Annotated in this window: 20 protein-coding genes and 1 riboswitch; of the genes, 17 read left to right on the top strand and 3 right to left on the bottom strand. The window is 42.4% G+C overall.

The genetic code is table 11. The annotated features are described in order from the left end of the window. Positions 1–64 precede the first annotated feature (64 nt). From QM873_RS03525 to QM873_RS03510, 4 genes are all read left to right on the top strand, one after another. A complete protein-coding gene (locus tag QM873_RS03525; protein ID WP_154852947.1) occupies positions 65–619 on the top strand; it encodes a GNAT family N-acetyltransferase in 555 nt (184 codons plus the stop codon). A gap of 195 nt (positions 620–814) precedes the next feature. Further along, positions 815–2,131: a branched-chain amino acid transport system II carrier protein gene (gene brnQ / locus QM873_RS03520; RefSeq protein ID WP_154852943.1), complete on the top strand. Its 1,317-nt coding sequence runs from the start codon at positions 815–817 to the stop codon at positions 2,129–2,131. Positions 2,132–2,293: 162 nt separating this feature from the next. Further along, positions 2,294–3,001: a thiol-disulfide oxidoreductase-associated membrane protein CcdA2 gene (gene ccdA2 / locus QM873_RS03515; RefSeq protein ID WP_023023299.1), complete on the top strand. Its 708-nt coding sequence runs from the start codon at positions 2,294–2,296 to the stop codon at positions 2,999–3,001. Positions 3,002–3,023: 22 nt separating this feature from the next. Beyond that, the gene (locus QM873_RS03510; protein ID WP_154852940.1) at positions 3,024–3,596 is read left to right on the top strand and encodes a TlpA family protein disulfide reductase; all 573 of its coding nucleotides are present in this window, start codon (positions 3,024–3,026) and stop codon (positions 3,594–3,596) included. A gap of 183 nt (positions 3,597–3,779) precedes the next feature. On the opposite strand, the gene QM873_RS03505 is transcribed toward QM873_RS03510, so the two are convergent. The 3 genes from QM873_RS03505 to QM873_RS03495 are packed head-to-tail and all read right to left on the bottom strand — an operon-like array spanning position 3,780 to position 6,557. Beyond that, positions 3,780–5,015, bottom strand: coding sequence for an NAD(P)H-dependent oxidoreductase (locus QM873_RS03505; protein ID WP_414278810.1), 1,236 nt, complete (start codon positions 5,013–5,015; stop codon positions 3,780–3,782). 18 nt (positions 5,016–5,033) lie between these two features. Beyond that, positions 5,034–5,639, bottom strand: coding sequence for an NADPH-dependent FMN reductase (locus QM873_RS03500; RefSeq protein WP_006596326.1), 606 nt, complete (start codon positions 5,637–5,639; stop codon positions 5,034–5,036). A 24-nt stretch (positions 5,640–5,663) separates the two neighbouring features. Next, positions 5,664–6,557, bottom strand: coding sequence for an FAD:protein FMN transferase (locus QM873_RS03495; RefSeq protein WP_414278834.1), 894 nt, complete (start codon positions 6,555–6,557; stop codon positions 5,664–5,666). Positions 6,558–6,802: 245 nt separating this feature from the next. On the opposite strand from QM873_RS03495, the gene nox reads away from it, so the two are divergent. The 13 genes from nox (at position 6,803) to QM873_RS03430 (ending at position 19,457) form a co-directional block, all read left to right on the top strand. Then, positions 6,803–8,179 (top strand): H2O-forming NADH oxidase, encoded by a 1,377-nt coding sequence (gene nox, locus QM873_RS03490; protein WP_270285421.1) that lies wholly within the window; start codon positions 6,803–6,805, stop codon positions 8,177–8,179. A gap of 106 nt (positions 8,180–8,285) precedes the next feature. Next, the gene (locus QM873_RS03485) at positions 8,286–9,827 is read left to right on the top strand and encodes a ClC family H(+)/Cl(-) exchange transporter (RefSeq protein ID WP_270615594.1); all 1,542 of its coding nucleotides are present in this window, start codon (positions 8,286–8,288) and stop codon (positions 9,825–9,827) included. A 93-nt stretch (positions 9,828–9,920) separates the two neighbouring features. Continuing rightward, complete coding sequence (efeO, locus tag QM873_RS03480) at positions 9,921–10,790, top strand: iron uptake system protein EfeO (protein ID WP_414278809.1); 870 nt, start codon at positions 9,921–9,923, stop codon at positions 10,788–10,790. A 2-nt stretch (positions 10,791–10,792) separates the two neighbouring features. Then, positions 10,793–12,001, top strand: a complete 1,209-nt coding sequence (efeB, locus tag QM873_RS03475; protein ID WP_414278808.1) for an iron uptake transporter deferrochelatase/peroxidase subunit — start codon at positions 10,793–10,795, stop codon at positions 11,999–12,001. Beyond that, positions 11,979–13,661 carry an FTR1 family iron permease gene (locus QM873_RS03470; protein ID WP_414278807.1) on the top strand — a complete coding sequence of 561 codons (1,683 nt, stop codon included), beginning with the start codon at positions 11,979–11,981 and terminating at the stop codon, positions 13,659–13,661. Before efeB ends, QM873_RS03470 begins: the two co-directional genes overlap by 23 nt. Further along, positions 13,651–14,370, top strand: coding sequence for a twin-arginine translocase subunit TatC (tatC, locus tag QM873_RS03465; RefSeq protein WP_414278806.1), 720 nt, complete (start codon positions 13,651–13,653; stop codon positions 14,368–14,370). Before QM873_RS03470 ends, tatC begins: the two co-directional genes overlap by 11 nt. A 2-nt stretch (positions 14,371–14,372) precedes the next feature. Beyond that, the gene (locus tag QM873_RS03460) at positions 14,373–14,573 is read left to right on the top strand and encodes a Sec-independent protein translocase subunit TatA/TatB (protein ID WP_414278805.1); all 201 of its coding nucleotides are present in this window, start codon (positions 14,373–14,375) and stop codon (positions 14,571–14,573) included. A gap of 251 nt (positions 14,574–14,824) precedes the next feature. Further along, positions 14,825–14,950 carry a hypothetical protein gene (locus tag QM873_RS03455; RefSeq protein ID WP_267472022.1) on the top strand — a complete coding sequence of 42 codons (126 nt, stop codon included), beginning with the start codon at positions 14,825–14,827 and terminating at the stop codon, positions 14,948–14,950. A gap of 57 nt (positions 14,951–15,007) precedes the next feature. Next, positions 15,008–15,568, top strand: coding sequence for a sugar O-acetyltransferase (locus tag QM873_RS03450; protein WP_414278804.1), 561 nt, complete (start codon positions 15,008–15,010; stop codon positions 15,566–15,568). Positions 15,569–15,609: 41 nt separating this feature from the next. After that, positions 15,610–16,287 carry an alpha/beta hydrolase gene (locus QM873_RS03445; protein WP_414278803.1) on the top strand — a complete coding sequence of 226 codons (678 nt, stop codon included), beginning with the start codon at positions 15,610–15,612 and terminating at the stop codon, positions 16,285–16,287. A gap of 179 nt (positions 16,288–16,466) precedes the next feature. Next, the gene (guaC, locus tag QM873_RS03440) at positions 16,467–17,450 is read left to right on the top strand and encodes a GMP reductase (protein WP_023023279.1); all 984 of its coding nucleotides are present in this window, start codon (positions 16,467–16,469) and stop codon (positions 17,448–17,450) included. After that, positions 17,443–17,538: riboswitch (purine riboswitch) on the top strand. (Overlaps the previous gene by 8 nt.) A gap of 75 nt (positions 17,539–17,613) precedes the next feature. Beyond that, the gene (locus QM873_RS03435; RefSeq protein WP_006596339.1) at positions 17,614–18,195 is read left to right on the top strand and encodes a xanthine phosphoribosyltransferase; all 582 of its coding nucleotides are present in this window, start codon (positions 17,614–17,616) and stop codon (positions 18,193–18,195) included. Further along, the gene (locus tag QM873_RS03430) at positions 18,195–19,457 is read left to right on the top strand and encodes a nucleobase:cation symporter-2 family protein (protein WP_023026827.1); all 1,263 of its coding nucleotides are present in this window, start codon (positions 18,195–18,197) and stop codon (positions 19,455–19,457) included. The genes QM873_RS03435 and QM873_RS03430 overlap by 1 nt, the downstream gene beginning before the upstream one ends. Positions 19,458–19,658: the final 201 nt, after the last annotated feature.

Here is a 19,658-nt window from a genome sequence, read left to right as displayed (position 1 = left end):
AGAAGTCGGATTTCTTGAAGGTGGTTGTTTTATTTGCTATAATCGTAGCAGAAATGGAGGCTTTATGCGCTTAACCAGCCAATTAATCACTGAAACGTTCCCAGATTTGGATAAGGTCGAAAGGCTAAACATTGAGGCTTTTCCAGAAGAGGAACGGATTCCTTTATCGGAGTTTTTACGCTATACGGATAATGATGACGCTCACTTTTTCGCTTTTTACAATGAGGAAGAATTTGTCGGATTTGCCTTTGCTATTTCAAATGCTAAGGCCTTTTACGTCAGTTTCTTTGCCATTATGCCTCACTTGCGGAGTCACGGCTATGGTCAAGAAATTATTGAAAAATTAGTGGAATTTTACCAACGGACCATGTTGTTAGAAGTTGAGCGATTGGATGAAGAATGTGATAATCTAGAGCAACGTCAAGCTCGGATGGATTTCTATATTCGAAATGGCTTTAAAACAGCCAATGCTTTTCTTGAATACGAAGAACTTAGTTTCGAGATTCTCTACCGAGGAGAGGGCTTCGATGAGGAGGCCTATCGTGATATCTTCCGTAAACTTCAGGAAGAGAATTATTTTGATTTCCGCATCCAATACCGACGCTTTAGTGAAGATTAAAAACAAAAAGTGCTCCTCTGTTAGATAGCAGAGAAGCACTTTTTTTATTAATGAATGAAGAAGTATATAAGAATCTACAGTAGAGTCTTCTTTGCCTTAAGTTATTTTTAAATGTAATTATTCCAGTAAAAAGAATTGCCGTGGTGGAAGAAAGCTGTTATACTAGATAAGATTGAAAAATGTAAAGGAGAACATATGTTACGAAAAGGTTCCTTAACAGGTTTGCTGTTATTTGGTATTTTCTTCGGTGCAGGGAATTTGATCTTTCCACCTGCGCTAGGTGCCCAATCGGGTAGCCATTTTTGGCCAGCTATTGCTGGATTTGTCTTATCAGGAGTAGGAATTGCGATTATTACCTTGATCATTGGGACGCTCAATCCTAAAGGCTATATTCATGAGATTTCACGTAAAATCGCCCCTTGGTTTGCTATCGTTTATCTAGTAGCCTTGTACCTCTCTATTGGCCCTTTCTTTGCCATTCCGAGAACGGCTACCGTTTCCTACGAAGTTGGGATTGCGCCCTTGTTAGGAAATTCAAGTGGAAAACTTAGTCTCTTCGTTTTCACCTTGGTTTATTTCTGTTTAGCCTATTTGATTGCCCTTCACCCTTCTAAAATCTTAGATAGTATTGGTCGGATTTTAACTCCTGTCTTTGCTATCTTGATTGTTGTATTGGTTGTCCTAGGTGCTCTCAAGTACAGCGGACACGCGCCACAAGTTGCAACAGAAGCCTACCAAGCCTCTGCCTTTGGTCAAGGTTTCCTTGAAGGGTATAACACCTTGGATGCCCTCGCTTCAGTGGCCTTTAGTGTGATTGCGGTAACTACCCTCAATCAACTTGGTTTCACCAGCAAGAAAGAATACATTAAAACCATCTGGATCGTTGGGATTGTTGTAGCCATTGGCTTTAGTATTTTATACATTGGCTTGGGTTACCTTGGAAATCATTTCCCAATTCCAGCAAAAGTAATGGCATCTGATGCCAATAAAGGGGTCTATGTCCTTTCAGAAGCAACCAAGGCTATCTTTGGACCAGCTGCTCAAATCTTCCTTGCGGGTATGGTGACGGTGACTTGCTTCACGACAACAGCCGGTTTGATCGTGTCAACCGGGGAATTCTTCCATAACACCTTCCCTAAAATCTCTTACAAGGTCTATGCGACAGTCTTCACTTTGATTGGTTTTGCGATTGCCAATCTTGGCTTGAGCGCCATTATTGCCTATTCATTGCCTGTCTTGATGATCCTCTATCCAATCACCATTACTATAGTGTTGATTGTGATTGTAAACAAATTTACTCAACTATCAAAACCAGGAATGCAACTGACTATTTTCTTAGTTAGCTTGGTGGCGATTGCAGATGTTCTTGCAAGCACCTTCAAACTTACAGGTCTGGCAAACGTCATTAAAACTTTACCATTTGCTGCCCAGTCCCTTCCATGGTTACTCCCAGCAGTAGTTGGTATTGTCCTCTCTCTTTTCTTGCCAAATAAACAAAGCGCAGAAGAATAATAAGTCGTCAATTGAACTCCAAAGTGATATGCTTTGGAGTTTTTGTTTGGCTATGAAACTAGTTTCTAAATGATCGATTAGAAATCAAAGCGTAGCAGAAATTTTTAATTTAGGAGCTGGAATGTTATACTAGTTGTAGCATATCAATATACGGAGTGTTTTATGAATCAAATCGTTTTCTCCTTCACTGTCTTTCTGGCAGGGATTCTCTCCTTTTTCTCTCCCTGTGTCTTTCCTTTGCTTCCGGTATACATCGGGGTTTTGCTAGGAAGTGATCAGGAAAAATCCATTCAGATTTTCGGGAAGAAGATTCGCTGGCATGGTCTTGTAAAGACCTTGTGTTTTATCGCAGGGATTTCTGTTATTTTCCTTATTATTGGTTTCGGGGCAGGTCTACTTGGGCAAATTATGTACACCAACTGGTTCCGATACTTGATGGGAGCGCTGATTATTATTCTTGGCCTTCATCAGATGGAAGTCTTTCACTTTAACTTCTTAGAAAAGCAAAAAACAATGGATTTCGGAGCCAACAAGCACAAGAATGAATTACTTTCAGCTTTTCTGCTTGGGCTTGGTTTTAGCTTTGGCTGGACGCCATGTATCGGTCCGGTTCTAGGCTCTGTACTTGCCTTAGCAGCATCCAATGGTCAAGATGCCCTCATGGGTGCTCTCTATCTTTTTATCTATACATTAGGGATGGCCATTCCGTTTTTACTTTTGGCTCTAGCATCTGGGATTGTTCTCCCATACTTTAATCGTTTAAAACCCCATCTCTTGTTACTGAAGAAGATTGGTGGCTTGATCATCATCATTATGGGGATTTTGTTACTCTTGGGACAATTGAATAGCTTGTCTGCTATCTTTTCATAAATTAAATGGAGGTTTACTCATTATGAAAGTTATTAAATACGCCTGTTTTTCGCTTCTTTCTCTATCCATTCTGACTGCTTGCTCTATGAATCAGTCCGAAAGCGGCATGAACAATCAATCCATGGATAATCAATCAATGACCAATACTAGCACAAGTAAACATCCTTTAGTAGGAAAAGAAGCTAGTGACTTCGAGCTAAAGGATATGAAGGGGAATACAGTCAAACTTTCAGACTATAGAGGCAAAAAGGTTTACTTGAAATTCTGGGCGACTTGGTGTGGTCCTTGCCGACAAAGTATGCCTGAACTGAATAAACTGGTCGAAGAAAAGGACCGGGACTTTGAGATTCTTACCGTTATGGCACCAGGGATGCAAGGGGAAAAAACAGAAGAAGAGTTTGTTGAATGGTTTGCCCAACAAGACTATCAATCAGTTCCTGTTTTGTACAATCCGGATGGATCTGCCTTTATAAATTACCAAGTCCGTTCAATCCCTACGGAAGTCTTTATTGATAGCCAAGGAAAGATTGGACATGTTCAATTAGGGGCAATTTCAAACGAAGATGCTAAGAAGATTATCAAAGAGTTGAAATAAAAGAGGCTGGGACAAAAGTCCTAGCCTCTCAATTATCTTTGGATTGTCGAGCAAGACGCAGTGGTTGTGTGGGCTCTACTACGCTGATTTCATCAGCTTTTACAGCCCTACTCAACTGTGCGGAGGTGGGACGACGAAATCGAATTCTAACGAATTACCGATTTCTGTCCCACTCTCTTTTTATTAGTTGCTTGCACCAGATGTAGCATCAGCAGCTGCGTCACCGTGTCCTCCAGCATCTGAAGCACCTGAAGTAGCGTCTGCATCCCCATGGCCGCCAGCAGGAGCAAATGGTCCGCTACCGCCTACAAGACGTTGACCAGTTGTTTGAAGGTACCAGTCCAACCATGGTTTGAAGTTGAAGACAATTTCGTTGATACCAGCGTATGAACCATCTGGATAGTACATAGCTTGATAGTTGTGAGTATTGATCACGCCTTCAGGAGAGCCTGGAACAATGGTACGAACATATTCTTGGTTTCCGTTGCGAAGAGTACCAATGACCCATTCAACGTTTTTCATACGTGCTGGTGGAAGAGAACCGTGAACGGTTGACATCCGGCTACCTGATTGAGGTGGCACGCGTTTCGCAAACATGGTATCTGGATCTTGGTGGGCATTGTTGTAGTAGAGGAACTGGTTGTTATCATCAGCGTATGTCAATTCGAAAGGCATAGCTTTCAAGAACATATCGATTTGATTAACAGTCAGGATACCGTGGTCCAATTTGACGTATGTATCACCAGATACAGCCCCTGTAATTTCTGCAACTTTTTCTACCCAATCTGGATCATCCGGATCAACCTCAGTAATAGTAGTAGCGATTGGTTTTCCGCAATCCAAATCTTCTGGTTCAATTGGTTTTGGTTTTTTCAATTTAGAAACGACTCCTACGTATTTCACAAAGTTATCTAAGCAAGTTTCAAGGAATTTTACAGTTCCTTCGTTGATGATGTTGCCATCTGCATCAAAAGCTTCTTTCGCTTTTCCTAGAAGGAATTCGTTCCCTGGAAGGGTATAGGCATTGACACCTGGAGCATCCAGAATCTTACGAAGGTGAACTTGGGCACGAGAAGTCCCTTGGTCATAGTAAGAAGCACCCACGATCATGACAGGCTTGTTTTCAAATGGATGCACTTCATAGGAAAGCCATTCTAAAACAGATTTTAATCCTGCTGAAATAGTGTGGTTGTGTTCAGGTGTTGCGATAATCACACCATCGGCACGGGTAATTTTATTGTTAAGGAGACGCAATTGGAAGCTTTCGTCCCATTTTTCATCTTGGTTGAACATTGGAACTTCATCGATTTCAAGAACTTCTAATTCAAATTTGATCTTAAAATGACGACGGATGAATTCCAAAAGTTTGCGGTTATATGATTGGTCGTAGTTTGATCCTACAAGTCCTACAAATTTCATGCTAGTATGTCTCCTATCTTACAAGTTTTCCCAGTCGAAGTCTTCGGCATCTTTGCGAAGCAATTCTTGAGCGTTGCGCAATTTTTCAGTAACTTTAACAAAGATACGGAAATCATCAAAGATGGCGTCGAGTTTCTTAATGACGTCAAGATCTACCAAGTCACCATTTTGATCAAATGCTTGAAGAGAGTGAGAAAGCAAGAATTCGTCTGGAAGGACAGTTGCCTTGATTTCTGGTGAGTTCAAGATTTGACGAAGCTGCAATTGAGCGCGAGATGAACCAAGCGTACCATAAGAAGCACCTGTAATCATCACTGGTTTGCTTAAGAGTGGGTAAATCCCATAAGATAGCCAAGCAAGGGCGCTCATCAAGACAGCTGGGATGGAATGATCGTATTCTGGTGTGCCAATGATGACACCATCAGCTTCCTCGATTTTTGCAGCAATCTCTAAGATAGCTTCAGGAACTTGTTTGTTGGCTGGCTTGTTGAAGACAGGGATATCTTTAATCTCAACCAATTCAATCTCTGCCTTATCAGCAAAATGCTTTTGCATGTATTGAAGTAGTTGGCGGTTTGTTGAACGTTTGGAGTTTGTTCCAACGATCGCAATAAGTTTTGTCATGGAAATTCCTTTCTGAAATAAAAATTACAAATAATCATGTAGCCCACTGGTATAGGCGAGGCGACCTGACTGATAGACTAGAATAGCATCCATGCCAGGTAAGGTTTCAACAATATTTAAAATGTTGGTCGGTTCTTCACCGAACAAGCGCGTTGTCCAAATCTCCCCATCGACTGATCGTTCAGAAATAATCGTGAGACTTGCCAGTTCTGTTTCGACAGGATAGCCAGTTTGAGGATCAAAAATATGATGGAAGGACCGGCCGTCAACCTCAAGGTGACGAACATAGGTACCTGATGTCACAACGGACTTATCTGTAACAGATAGAACTAGTAAATGTTCCCCTCTTGGAAGCTGCGGATCTTGGATCCCAATTCGCCAAGGGCGATGACTGACAGGGTTTTGACCAAGGGTAAGGATATTGCCCCCCAAATCAATTAAAGCTTGCTCGATCCCCTGACTCCTGAGATAACTAGCTAGTAAATCCGCACTAAATCCCTTAGCTAAAGCGCCTAGATCAATTTTCATCCCTTTTCTTTTGAGAAAAACAGTTTGTTGATTCGGATCTAAGCAAATCTGATGAGGGTCAATGACTGTTAGGGCTTGTTCAATTTCTAATTGATCAGGCTTCCTAGCATCTGAAAAACCAATTCTCCAGGTTTGGACAAGTGGACCAATCGCAATGTTTAAATGACTTCCTTGCGCCTGACTATGGCTGGTTCCTAGAGCAATCAGTGAAAAAAGATCTGGATGAACCTTTACGGGTTCAATGCCAGCCTTTTGATTGACCTCCATCAATTCAGAAGAAGGGTCATTGGCACTAAAGCGATGCTCATAGGATCGCAGGAGACTAAAGCAATCGGCCAGTATTTGGTCAGCTTGTTGATGAGAAATCGAAACGGTTATGGTGGAGCCCATTAGGCGTTCGGATCGACTAGTTAGTTCCACAAATAGTAAACCACCTTTCCAATATTCACCTACTTCAAGTTTATCAAAAAGAAAGCCATTTCACAATCCCCCCAAGCAAAATTATTGACATTTTTCAGGACTTATGCAAATGGATTTGAAAATAATATCACAAATTGTAAGCAAAAAATTTGGAAACGATATCATTTTTATGTTATAATTGTATGGTAAATAAAATTAAAGGTAGGATTTTTTCTATGAGTAAAATCGTAGTTGTGGGTGCTAACCACGCTGGAACTGCATGTATCAACACAATGTTGGATAATTTTGGAAACGAAAATGAAATCGTTGTTTTTGACCAAAACTCAAACATCTCATTCCTTGGATGCGGAATGGCTCTTTGGATTGGTGAACAAATTGACGGACCTGAAGGTTTGTTCTATTCTGATAAAGAAAAATTAGAAGCTAAAGGCGCTAAAGTTTACATGAACTCACCAGTTCTTTCGATCGACTACGACAACAAGGTTGTGACTGCAGAAGTTGACGGAAAAGAGCACAAAGAATCATACGAAAAATTGATCTTTGCAACTGGTTCAACTCCAATCTTGCCACCAATTGAAGGTGTTGAAATCGTTAAAGGGAACCGTGAATTCAAAGCGACTCTTGAAAACGTACAATTCGTTAAATTGTACCAAAATGCTGAAGAAGTGATCAACAAACTTGAAGACAAGAGCAAACACCTTGAGCGTATCGCTGTTGTTGGTGGTGGATACATCGGAGTTGAGCTCGCTGAAGCTTTCGAACGTCTTGGAAAAGAAGTCGTTCTTGTTGATATCGTAGACACTGTCTTGAACGGATACTATGATAAAGACTTCACACAAATGATGGCTAAAAACTTGGAAGACCACAACATCCGTTTGGCACTTGGTCAAACTGTTAAAGCAATCGAAGGTGACGGTAAAGTAGAACGCTTGGTAACTGACAAAGAAACATTCGATGTGGACATGGTTGTTCTTGCGGTTGGTTTCCGTCCTAACACAGCTCTTGCTGATGGTAAGATTGAACTCTTCCGCAACGGTGCCTTCCTTGTAGACAAGAAACAAGAAACTTCACTTCCAGGTGTATACGCTGTGGGTGACTGTGCGACTGTTTATGATAACGCTCGTAAAGATACTAGCTACATCGCACTTGCATCAAATGCGGTACGTACTGGTATTGTAGGTGCTTATAACGCTTGCGGACATGAGCTTGAAGGAATCGGTGTACAAGGATCTAACGGTATCTCTATCTATGGACTTCACATGGTTTCAACTGGTTTGACTCTTGAAAAAGCAAAAGCAGCAGGATATAACGCTGTTGAAACTGGCTTTAATGATCTTCAAAAACCAGAATTTATCAAACATGACAACCATGAAGTTGCCATCAAGATCGTTTACGATCAAGATAGCCGTGAAATCCTTGGTGCTCAAATGGTATCACGCGATGCTGCAATTTCAATGGGTATCCACATGTTCTCATTGGCAATCCAAGAGCATGTAACAATTGAAAAATTGGCTTTGACTGACTTGTTCTTCTTGCCACACTTCAACAAACCGTACAACTACATCACAATGGCAGCACTTACTGCTAAATAATGAAGTTCAAAAACGCTCATTAGGGCGTTTTTTTGGTTATCTCATACCCAAGAGCTGTGAAAAATAGTATAATAAAGGCAATTAATCTTGGAGTTTAAGTGAATTTATGAAACAAAGTCAGCAAATCCAAAAAGAATTTCAAGCGAGCTCAAGTTCTATTTTAACTCAGGTTAGCAGAGGTGTTTTAGTGGGGCTTGTAGTTGGCGCCATCGTCTCGAGTTTTCGCTTTTTTATTGAATATTTCTTTCATTATGTGCAGGGGCTGTATAAGGATCTAGGAAAAAGTCCGATCAATTGGGTCATCATTCTCTCTATGTATCTTTTTATTATTCTACTAGCAAGCCAACTGATCAAAAAGAACCAAAACGTAAAGGGTTCCGGTATTCCCCAAGTGGAAGCAGAATTAAAAGGATTGCTTCAAATTAATTGGTGGACTACACTTTGGCAAAAATACATTTTAGGGACACTTTCAATTGCAAGTGGCTTAATGTTAGGTCGTGAAGGACCAAGTATCCAGCTTGGCGCTATGGGAGGCAAGGGGTTGGCTAAGAGGCTTGCTCTCAGTCCAGTAGAAGAAAGGGCCTTGATTGCTAGCGGGGCCGCTGCGGGTTTGGCGGCAGCCTTTAATGCGCCAATTGCGGGTCTTCTCTTTGTAGTAGAAGAAGTCTACCATCACTTTTCTCGGGTCTTCTGGGTATCTACCTTGGCTGCTAGTTTGGTCGCAAACTTTGTCTCCCTTAACATTTTCGGTCAAACACCTGTTCTAAATATGCCAGATCACATTCCTCATATCGATTTATCCAGCTATTGGATTTTCCTAGTCATGGGTGTTTTTCTGGGCGGGACTGGTTATTTCTATGAAGTTGCTGTTTTAAATGTTGGTCGTGTTTATCAAAAGCTCGGTGCCTGTTTCAAGGTACCTGCACCCTATTATCCAATCTTTGCCTTTCTTTTGATCTTACCTATTGGTTATTATTTTCCTCACTTACTTGGTGGTGGCAATCAGCTGGTTTTGAATTTAGCCCGTGTCCCACTTAGTATCCAGACGCTCATCTTTTATTTTGGGGTGCGATTTATCTGGAGTATGATTAGTTACGGTAGTGGTCTTCCTGGTGGTATCTTCCTTCCTATCCTAGCTCTTGGATCAGTTTTAGGAGCCTTGGTTGCTGCGGTGTTATTGCCGTTCGGTCTCATTCAGTCCAATCAACTACCTTTGTTTGTCATTTTGGGGATGAGTGGTTATTTCAGTGCCATTTCAAAAGCACCCTTAACGGCTATGATTCTAGTGACCGAAATGGTAGGAGATATTCGAACCTTGATGCCGATAGGCTTGGTTACTTTGACAGCCTACATTACCATGGATCTACTAAAAGGAGCCCCTGTCTATGAGGCTATGCTGGAACAATTGATGCCCGAGGTGACCAGTGGTTCGGATATCTTAACCTTGATCGAAATTCCTGTATCAGAGAAAATAGCAGACCGTCAAGTACGCGACTTGGACCTGCCGAGAGACCTTCTAATCACTACTTACCAGCATAATGGTAAAAACAGTACAGTGCATGGCAGCACCCGTCTCTATCTTGGAGATAGTATCTACCTTGTAGTAAAAGAGACAGACATAGGTCGGGTGAAAGAATTACTCCTCTAATTCTTTTATTAAAGTTTTCTGACAATTGTTGAAAAATGAGAAAATCTCTGCTATAATAGACTACATAAAAAACGAATCCAGGAGAAAAGACTCATGAAAAAACTGGCAGTAGCACTCTTATCAGTTGCTTTATTAACAGGATGTGCCAATTCATCCTCAAAAAATACAACAACAAATAGTTCCTCTTCGTCAGTGACTTTGTCTAAAGAGGACCAAAAAGCCTTGGATCAGGCGACAAGCGAATACAAGGAGTTTGTGCAAGGCCAAATTGATCAATTGTTAAAAGATACAGAGGAATTTCAAAGAATCCTTAAAAGTGGTGATTTAGAAGAAGCAAAGAAGGTCTATCCTTTGATTCGGATGTCTTATGAACGTTCTGAACCAATCGCTGAAAGTTTCGGAGAGTCTGATGTTAAGATCGACTTCCGTCTGGTTGACTATGTTGACGAAAACAAATCAGAAGAAGGTTGGTCTGGCTTCCACCGTATTGAACGCATCTTGTGGGAAGAAAATACGACCAAGGGTACTGAAAAATATGCAGAGCAATTGGTCAATGATATCAAAGAACTGAAAGCTAAGATTGCTACTGTAGAAGTAACGCCAGATATGATGTTGACAGGGGCGGTTGACCTCTTGAATGAAGTGGCTACACAAAAGATCACTGGGGAAGAAGAAATCTTCTCTCATACAGATCTTTATGATTTCCGTGCCAATATCGAAGGAGCTGAGAAGATCTTTGCTCTCTTCAAACCTCTCATCGAGAAGAAGGATGCCAAGCTAGTGAAAACCCTTGAGACAGAATTCAAGGCTGTGAATGACTTGTTAGACAAACATATGACGGATGAATCCAACTATAAATCATATACAGATCTAACAGAAGAGGATACCAAAGAACTAGCAGAAGCAGTAACAAAATTGGGAGAACCTCTCTCTCAAATGGGAATCATTTTAAACGGTAAATAACGATGACAAAAGACGAAAAATTTTTTGAAAAGAAAATGGATCGTCGCGAATTTCTGAAAAAAGCAGGTATTGGGGGAGCAGGCTTAGCACTTGGTCTATCCGGTGCTTCTGCTTTTTTCGCTAATAAGGAGCAAGGTTCTAAGAATATCGCGGACGGTCAAGAAGAGATTAGTTTTTATGGCAAGCACCAGGCGGGGATTACAACCCCCATGCAGAAGAATATTTATTTTGTGGTGCTCGATCTCAGGACGACAGATAAAAACGAATTGATTCAGTTGTTTAAGGACTGGACGGACTATAGTGAGAAGTTGGTCAACGGAGACTTAGTCAAAAAGGATGGCTCTAATGCCCTCTTGCCACCAAGTGATACAGGTGAAACAGTTGGACTAAATCCTTATCGCCTCACCTTAACATTTGGTGTTTCGGCTAGTTTTTTGACAAAATTAGGACTTGAGAAGAAACGTCCTAAACTCTTCCGAGATTTGCCAGCTTTTCCTAAGGAACAGTTGAGAGAGCAGTATACAGGTGGTGATATCGTTATCCAAGCTTGTGCAGATGATGAGCAGGTGGCCTTTCATGCCGTCCGCAACCTAATCCGTAAAGGGCGCAATAAGGTGACCATGAAGTGGAGTCAATCAGGCTTTGCTGCTATTGGCGATCGTATGGAAACCCCAAGAAACCTCTTTGGATTTAAAGATGGGACTGCCAATGTCACGACAGAGAAAGATTTTGATAAGGTGGTCTGGGCTGATAGTCAAGACTGGATGAAAAATGGCTCTTATATGGCTGTCCGCCGGATCATCATGCACCTGGAAACCTGGGATCGTACCAACCTACAGGAGCAAGAAAACACTTTTGGGCGCTATAAGGAAAGTGGTGCACCGTTTGGGAAGCAAAACGAGTTTGACGAAGTAGATCTCTCCCTCTTACCTGTCGACTCACATGTCCGTTTGGCCAAAGAAGTGGATCTACCCATTTTGCGTCGCTCTTATTCCTACTCTGATGGGATTGATCCGAAAACAGGGCAGTTTGATGCTGGATTGCTTTTTATTGCCTTTCAAAAGGATCCAGACCGCTTTGTGAAAATCCAAACCAATCTTGGGGCAGACGATAAGATGAATGAATATGTGACCCACATTGGCACTGGCCTCTTTGCCTGCTTCGGAGGTGTGAAGGAAGGAGGATACATTGGTCAAGACTTATTTGAATAAATTGTTAGTCGTCCTAGTAGCCTGTCTCTTTTTCATCGTCACCCCTGTCCAAGCCGAGTCTTATAGTGATCTCTTTATCAAAATCACCGACGCCACGACCGCAGTTCGGGACAAGGACCAAGAAAAGGCCCACACGCTAGTATCTGAGATAAAAGAAGAGTTTCTGAAGAAAGCCAATCATGATTCCAAGGCAGGAAAAGAAGTCCAGAAAAGTCTGGACTTGGAAGGCGAGATCACAGAAAAGCAATTGGTGACTGTCTCCACTTCCTTGCTAGCCTTTGAAAAAGAGCAAAATCCAGTCGACCTGGATGCTGAAAAAGAGAAGCTAGAAACTCGCTTACGACCTTACTTTGAGAAGCTTCAAGAATCCATCACTGCAAAGGATCTCCAAGCAACACGTAAAGCCTACGCTGATTTAAACAACACCTGGACTCGGAATGAAGCGGTTGTCAGAGATTATAGTACCGCTTATTACGGAAAGGTAGAAACAGCTATCTCCTTCTTGAGAAGTGCGATCGAAACAGAGCCTACAAACTTTGACTCCATCCAATCTTCATACAATGACCTAAAGAATGTACTAGATCAATTTATCAGTGGGGAAAAGATCGAGGAAACCTCCACCAATCTGACCCTTTCAGACGGGATTAAGCTCCTCAAGAAAGCTCTGAGTCTCTTCCAAGCCAATGACACTAGCCAAGCTAGTCAAGTGATGAAAGAGTTCATTACCATTTGGCCAACGATCGAAGGGGACGTCAACACGACCAATCCAGCCCTCTATACCCGAGTGGAAAGCCAAAGTCCAGTCATTATGGTCAAGGGGAATGAAAGCAAGTATCAAAAGCAGTTGGAAGCCCTGATTAGTGATTTGTCTGCCATTGATACCACCGCCTCCTATTCGGCGGTTGACGCCATGTTGATCCTCTTGCGTGAAGGAGTCGAAGCACTATTGATTGTCATGGCTTTGGTGACAGTTCTCAAGTCAGCTAAATTGATCAAAGGCTTGAAATGGGTCTATGCAGGTGCCCTTCTGGGGATCCTGGCCAGTGCCGCCATTGCAGTTGCTCTTCAATTCTTATTCCCAGCTGTTACTTCAGCTTCCAACCGTGAAGTGATCGAAGGAGCAGTAGGGATCATCGCAGTAGGGATGATGATTGTCATTGGGATTTGGCTGCATCGCAAGTCCTCTGTTCAAAAATGGAACCAATTCATGGAGACGCAGATGAAGGCTGTGACTGCAACTGGAAGTTTCATTTCGATGTTTGCTCTCAGTTTCTTAGCTGTCTTCCGAGAGGGAGCTGAGACCATTCTTTTCTATGTAGGGATCCTCCCTCGTATTCGTTCCTTTGATTTCTTCCTAGGGATCGGCTTAGCTCTTGCAGTTTTAGCCATTCTTGCCATTCTCATGACCAAGGCAAGTCATCTGGTCAAGCCACATAAGATTTTCTTCCTCTTGACTTGGTTGATCTATGCCCTGGCCTTTAAGATGCTAGGGGTGAGCCTACACGCGCTCCAATTAACCAATATGCTTCCCAACCATATCTTGAGTAATTTCCCAACCATTGATTGGGCAGGGATTTACCCAAGCTGGGAAGTGGTAGCTTGTCAGATGCTGTTTATCTTTATAATTGTGATTGTGACGGTGAAGCAGCATGAAAAATGAAGATAGAAGGCTCACGATTGTAGAGCATTTAAGCGAGTTTAGACGACGCTTCATCGCTTGCATCCTTTGTTTTTTCCTTGTCTTTTGTGGAGCCCTCTTGTTTTCTGATCAGCTTTATGCCTACTTGACGGCTGGCTTTCGGGAAAAACTCTTGGTTCTCGGACCGAATGACATTTTAAGCATCTATCTGCAATTGGCAGGTTTAATGGCTTTTACCATCACCCTGCCCTTCACCCTCTTTCAAGTCTGGCAATTTGTAAAGCCAGCATTGAGAAAAGGAGAAGCAGGAGCTATTCTGCTCTATGTGCCAGCCAGTTTGATTTGTTTCTTACTAGGCTTATTCTTCGGCTATTATCTGGTTAGTCCAGCTATCTTAGAGGTACTCTTGAAGTTGGGACAAGGTCAGTTTACCATTCAGTTAACGGCACAGAACTACTTGACCTTCGTCTTTCATACGACCGTTCCTTTAGGGGTCTTGTTTGAATTACCAGTACTTGTAGCCTTTTTGACCTCGATTCATATCTTAACGCCAGATTGGTTAAGGCGCTATCGCCGAATAGCCTACTTTCTATTGCTGTTACTAGCCGTCATCCTGACCCCTGCTGATTTTATCAGTGATCTAGCAATGACTGTGCCTCTTATCTTGCTCTATGAAGTGAGCTTGGGCATCAGTCGCATCATCTATAACCGCATACAAAAAAGGAGATAAATATGGGAATTTTACGTGATATCGGTGCACCAGGCCTAATTATTATTATCCTGGGAGCCCTCTTAATCTTTGGACCAAAGCGTTTGCCAGAGTTAGGACACTCACTTGGAAAAATGTTCTCTGAATTCAAGTCGGCCGTCAACAATGGTGCCGCTGAAAAAGAAGAGGATAAAGACAGGAGCGATAAAAAAGAAGAAAAATAGCTTTCCTTTCATGATATTTTCTGACAGAACGATGATGTCTTCTTTCATTTTCCATAATAGCAAAAGCAGGAGGATAGACTTAAAACGATATCTGAGTAAGAATCCTGCTTTTTGTTATTTTTGAACAGTCTGAAAATTTTTGTAAATTACAAATTGAAAACAAATCAAATTTTGATAGCGTTTTCCTTGAATCTAAAATAGGCCAGGAGTATAATAGAGGGTGGAAAAAGTACATTAAAAAGGAGTGTGTCATGATGATCATTAGTGTGATTTTTGCTGTAGCTTACTTCTTGCTGGTTGCCCTTGTTGCGGCTCTTGTTTTCCGAGCGATAGGAAAAATATTTGAGCTCTTCGATGGTTTCCTGATGTACCATTAAGAGAGAAACAAGCCCACTCACTATGAGTGGTTTTTTACTATTAAATGGGAGATGATGATGAAAACTGAATATGAAAAGATGATTGCTGGTGAGTTCTACAGTCCCATGGATCCAGAACTGAGGAGGTTGGCGCAAGAAGCTCGGACCAAGCAATTTGCCTTTAACCAAGAAGCAGATGGCGAGAAGCGGAGCCAAATCATAAAAAGTTGGTTCGGATCCACTGGGGAAAATCTTTCCCTGCATCCTTTTTTGGCTTGTGATTATGGGGTAAATATCTACTTAGGAGAGAATTTTTATGCCAACTGGAACCTAACCATGCTGGATGTCTGTCCAATCAGGATTGGAAAGAACGCCTTGATTGGTCCCAATTGCCAATTTCTCACCCCTCTCCATCCCCTGGATCCACACGAGCGTAATGCAGGGAAAGAATATGGAGCTCCGATAACGATTGGAGATAACTTCTGGGCAGGTGGAGGAGCCATCATTCTTCCAGGCGTTATCCTAGGCGATAATGTCGTCGTTGGAGCAGGGGCAGTGGTGACCAAATCCTTCGGAGATAATGTGGTCCTAGCTGGTAACCCGGCCAGAATCATCAAGGAAATCGAGGTGAAAGAATGAGGTTTTACTTTATCGGAGGCCTCGGTAGTAACGAGAATCATATGACCGAATTTGCTCAATGCTTTCCATTTCCCATCTCGTATCTAGATCCCTATAAGGTTAAACTGGAATCTGCAAAAGATTTAGTAAATTGGTTTGAAGCCCATGCGGATACTAATGAAAATACTTGTATCATCGCCCATTCACTAGGTGGAGATTTGGCTCGCTACCTAGCATCGAAAATACCACAAATGACCCACCTGGTCCTCCTTGACGGTGGCTATCTTGACATGGACCAGATCCTACCACTAGAGCAGGAACTAGAAGAGACAGTCGCCTATCTGAAGCACCAGGTATTTTCATCTCTAGAGGAAGCAATTGCGAGTGAACTTGGAGATAGGGACAATCCTTCGCCAGCGACGATAAAGGCCATCCAATCCGGTTATCGCTGTAATTCTGATCTCCATCATTATGAACTGGATTTAGATCCACAAGCTGTTCTTCCCTTACTGAAACTCAGACGGGACCTTCGATCTATTCAAGCTCCACTCTCAGATACTGACGTTTTATTCATCGCTCCTAACTACGAAGAAGAACCCACTTGGAGAGCTCAAGCCCTTGAGACATTAGATCCCTCTATCAAGAAGGTACTCTTAAAGGATCTCGGTCACGATTTTTATACAGCAGTCCCTAATCTTGTCAGTAAAGAAATCATCAATTGGATTGGCGTTTGTTCATAAATAACTCATATATAGAAACTCCTCTAAACAATCGTCTAGTAATTTCCGAACATTATTTAGATAATCAGCATTCTAATTGAATCGACTCCGTATCTTTGTTATAATCTTGAATGGAAACGTCGGAAGGCGTAGTGATGAACCATCACGATTTAAAATTTAGAAACGAGATTTCAATCCGTATGTTAAACGAATTTCCAATCTTTGATTACGAAGATATTCAATTAATCCCTAACAAGTGCATTATCAAAAGTCGTGCAGAAGCTGACACGTCAGTTCAGTTTGGTAATCACACTTTCAAGTTGCCAGTCGTACCTGCCAACATGCAGACTATCCTCGATGAGGATGTGGCCGAGCAACTGGCTAAAGGGGGATATTTTTACATTATGCACCGCTTTGACGAAGCTGGTCGAATCCCTTTTATCAAACGCATGCACGATCAAGGTTTAATTGCTTCTATCTCAGTTGGAGTAAAAGACTATGAGTACGACTTTGTGACTCAACTCAAGGACGATGCGCCTGAATACATCACCATCGATATCGCTCACGGTCACTCAGATAGTGTGATCCAAATGATCCAGCATATCAAGAAGGAGTTGCCAGATACCTTTGTCATCGCAGGAAATGTCGGAACACCAGAGGCCGTTCGTGAGTTGGAAAATGCTGGAGCGGATGCTACCAAGGTCGGGATCGGTCCTGGTAAGGTCTGCATCACCAAAGTGAAGACTGGCTTTGGTACTGGCGGTTGGCAGTTAGCAGCCCTTCGTTGGTGTTCAAAAGCAGCTCGCAAGCCGATTATTGCGGACGGGGGGATTCGGACGCACGGAGATATTGCTAAATCCATTCGCTTTGGTGCTAGCATGGTCATGATTGGCTCGCTTTTTGCAGGACACATTGAAAGCCCAGGTAAAACCGTTGAAGTCGATGGGGAATCCTTCAAAGAGTATTATGGATCTGCTTCTGAGTACCAAAAAGGGGCCTATAAAAATGTTGAAGGTAAGAAAATCCTCCTACCAGCCAAAGGTCACCTGCAAGATACCTTGACGGAGATGGAGCAAGACTTGCAAAGTTCTATTTCCTATGCTGGAGGTCGCAAGGTTGCTGATCTCAAGCATGTCGATTATGTCATCGTAAAGAATTCTATCTGGAATGGTGACTCTCATTAAAACTACAATTACTTATTTATCTTGCGGATTGGCGCAAGGTCTCTACAAGGTGCCGGAACACCTAACAATAAGTAAGTCTTAGATTGATCCAGGAATACTTGGATTCTGTAGAGGCTTACTTGGTAAGTCTCTATTTTTTGTTCCAAACTGTTTAGGAGAAAACATGAAATTATTAGAAGAACGCATATTGAAAGACGGAAATGTCCTGGGAGAGAATATCCTCAAGGTCGATTCCTTCTTGACCCACCAAGTGGATTACCAGTTGATGAAAGAAGTTGGGAAGGCTTTTGCGAATCGATTTAAAGATGCTGGACTGACTAAAGTTGTCACCATCGAAGCTTCCGGAATCGCTCCTGCCCTCTATGTGGCAGAAGCTTTGGAACTTCCTATGATCTTCGCTAAAAAAGCCAAGAATATTACCATGAATGAAGGGATTTTGACAGCAGAAGTCTATTCCTTTACCAAGCAAGTGACCAGTACCGTTTCCATTGCTGGCAAGTTTTTATCACCAGATGATCGCATCTTGATCATTGATGACTTTCTAGCAAATGGCCAAGCTGCTAAAGGCTTGATCCAGATTATCGAACAAGCTGGGGCACGTGTAGAAGCAGTTGGAATCGTCATTGAAAAATCCTTCCAAGAAGGCCGTGGACTGTTAGAAGAACTCGGCTACCCTGTTGTATCCCTAGCTCGTTTGGACCGTTTTGAAAATGGTCAAGTTGTATTCAAGGAGGCAGACATCTAATGCAAAAGCAAGAAAATCATTCACAGGCAGCCATTCTAGGCTTGCAGCACCTATTGGCCATGTATTCGGGTTCTATTTTAGTACCGATTATGATTGCGGGCGCTTTGGGCTATAATGCCCACCAACTAACCTATCTGATCTCTACAGATATCTTTATGTGTGGGGTAGCCACCTTCCTGCAATTGCAGTTAAACAAATATTTTGGGATTGGTCTACCGGTCGTCCTCGGGGTGGCCTTCCAGTCCGTGGCACCTCTTAGCATGATTGGGGCTAGCCATGGTAGTGGGGCTATGTTTGGAGCCTTGATTGTTTCCGGGATTTACGTCGTTCTGGTCTCAGGTTTCTTCTCTAAAATTGCCAACCTCTTCCCATCTATTGTGACAGGATCTGTCATTACCACAATCGGTTTGACCTTGATTCCAGTTGCGATTGGGAACATGGGAAACAATGCAGCAGAACCAACGGTTCAAAGTTTGTTTTTGGCCGTGATTACCATTCTCATCATTCTCGTGGTTAATATCTATACGACAGGCTTTATCAAATCCATCTCTATTTTGATTGGGTTGATCGTTGGGACAGCTATTGCAGCTTCTATGGGCTTGGTGGACTTCACGCCCGTGGATCAGGCCCCTATTCTTCATGTTCCAACACCGTTCTTCTTTGGAGCTCCTAAGTTTGAAATCACCTCAATCGTTATGATGTGTATCATCGCAACTGTTTCAATGGTGGAATCGACTGGTGTTTATCTTGCACTTTCGGATATTACAAAAGATCCAATTGATAGCACGCGCCTCCGTAATGGCTACCGCGCTGAAGGGTTGGCCGTACTTCTCGGTGGTATCTTCAATACCTTCCCTTACACTGGATTCTCACAAAACGTAGGCTTGGTGAAATTGTCTGGTATCAAGACTCGTCTTCCAATCTACTATGCAGCTGGTTTCCTCGTTCTCCTTGGTCTCCTTCCTAAGTTTGGAGCTTTGGCACAAATCATTCCAAGTCCAGTACTTGGTGGAGCCATGCTGGTTATGTTTGGTTTTGTATCTATTCAGGGGATGCAGATTCTGGCTCGTGTCGATTTTGAACACAATGAGCACAATTTCCTCATCGCGGCTGTATCGATAGCAGCAGGAGTCGGTTTGAACAATAGTACTCTCTTTAACGGCCTTCCAAGTGCATTTAAAATGTTCTTTGCAAATGGAATTGTTGTTGCCAGCGTCTTGGCAATTATTCTCAACGCCATCTTGAACCGCAACAAAAAATAATCTAAATAGAGGCTGGGACAAAAGTCCTAGCCTCTCAATTGTCTTTGGATTGTCGAGCAAGACGCAGTGGTTGAGTGGGCTCTACTACGCTGATTTCATCAGCTTTTACAGCCCTACTCAACTGTGCGAAGGTGGGACGACGAAATCGAATTCTAACGAATTACCGATTTCTGTCCCACTCTCTTTTAATTATTTTGACAT

The organism is Streptococcus australis, from assembly GCF_047463015.1.
Classification (GTDB): Bacteria; Bacillota; Bacilli; order Lactobacillales; family Streptococcaceae; genus Streptococcus; species Streptococcus australis_F.
This window is presented reverse-complemented; position numbering and strand designations above follow the sequence as displayed.

What these genes read in the sequence shown, in the direction of transcription:
- QM873_RS03495 (WP_414278834.1), bottom strand. Translation starts at nt 6,557, where the DNA reads ATGGGCTCCACCATAACCGTTTCGATTTCTCATCAACAAGCTGACCAA.
- QM873_RS03455 (WP_267472022.1), top strand. Translation starts at nt 14,825, where the DNA reads ATGATGATCATTAGTGTGATTTTTGCTGTAGCTTACTTCTTGCTGGTT.
- tatC (WP_414278806.1), top strand. Translation starts at nt 13,651, where the DNA reads ATGAAAAATGAAGATAGAAGGCTCACGATTGTAGAGCATTTAAGCGAG.
- guaC (WP_023023279.1), top strand. Translation starts at nt 16,467, where the DNA reads ATGTTAAACGAATTTCCAATCTTTGATTACGAAGATATTCAATTAATC.
- QM873_RS03460 (WP_414278805.1), top strand. Translation starts at nt 14,373, where the DNA reads ATGGGAATTTTACGTGATATCGGTGCACCAGGCCTAATTATTATTATC.
- QM873_RS03445 (WP_414278803.1), top strand. Translation starts at nt 15,610, where the DNA reads ATGACCGAATTTGCTCAATGCTTTCCATTTCCCATCTCGTATCTAGAT.
- QM873_RS03450 (WP_414278804.1), top strand. Translation starts at nt 15,008, where the DNA reads ATGAAAACTGAATATGAAAAGATGATTGCTGGTGAGTTCTACAGTCCC.
- QM873_RS03485 (WP_270615594.1), top strand. Translation starts at nt 8,286, where the DNA reads ATGAAACAAAGTCAGCAAATCCAAAAAGAATTTCAAGCGAGCTCAAGT.
- efeB (WP_414278808.1), top strand. Translation starts at nt 10,793, where the DNA reads ATGACAAAAGACGAAAAATTTTTTGAAAAGAAAATGGATCGTCGCGAA.
- QM873_RS03510 (WP_154852940.1), top strand. Translation starts at nt 3,024, where the DNA reads ATGAAAGTTATTAAATACGCCTGTTTTTCGCTTCTTTCTCTATCCATT.
- nox (WP_270285421.1), top strand. Translation starts at nt 6,803, where the DNA reads ATGAGTAAAATCGTAGTTGTGGGTGCTAACCACGCTGGAACTGCATGT.
- QM873_RS03525 (WP_154852947.1), top strand. Translation starts at nt 65, where the DNA reads ATGCGCTTAACCAGCCAATTAATCACTGAAACGTTCCCAGATTTGGAT.
- brnQ (WP_154852943.1), top strand. Translation starts at nt 815, where the DNA reads ATGTTACGAAAAGGTTCCTTAACAGGTTTGCTGTTATTTGGTATTTTC.
- QM873_RS03435 (WP_006596339.1), top strand. Translation starts at nt 17,614, where the DNA reads ATGAAATTATTAGAAGAACGCATATTGAAAGACGGAAATGTCCTGGGA.
- QM873_RS03500 (WP_006596326.1), bottom strand. Translation starts at nt 5,639, where the DNA reads ATGACAAAACTTATTGCGATCGTTGGAACAAACTCCAAACGTTCAACA.
- QM873_RS03505 (WP_414278810.1), bottom strand. Translation starts at nt 5,015, where the DNA reads ATGAAATTTGTAGGACTTGTAGGATCAAACTACGACCAATCATATAAC.
- efeO (WP_414278809.1), top strand. Translation starts at nt 9,921, where the DNA reads ATGAAAAAACTGGCAGTAGCACTCTTATCAGTTGCTTTATTAACAGGA.
- ccdA2 (WP_023023299.1), top strand. Translation starts at nt 2,294, where the DNA reads ATGAATCAAATCGTTTTCTCCTTCACTGTCTTTCTGGCAGGGATTCTC.
- QM873_RS03430 (WP_023026827.1), top strand. Translation starts at nt 18,195, where the DNA reads ATGCAAAAGCAAGAAAATCATTCACAGGCAGCCATTCTAGGCTTGCAG.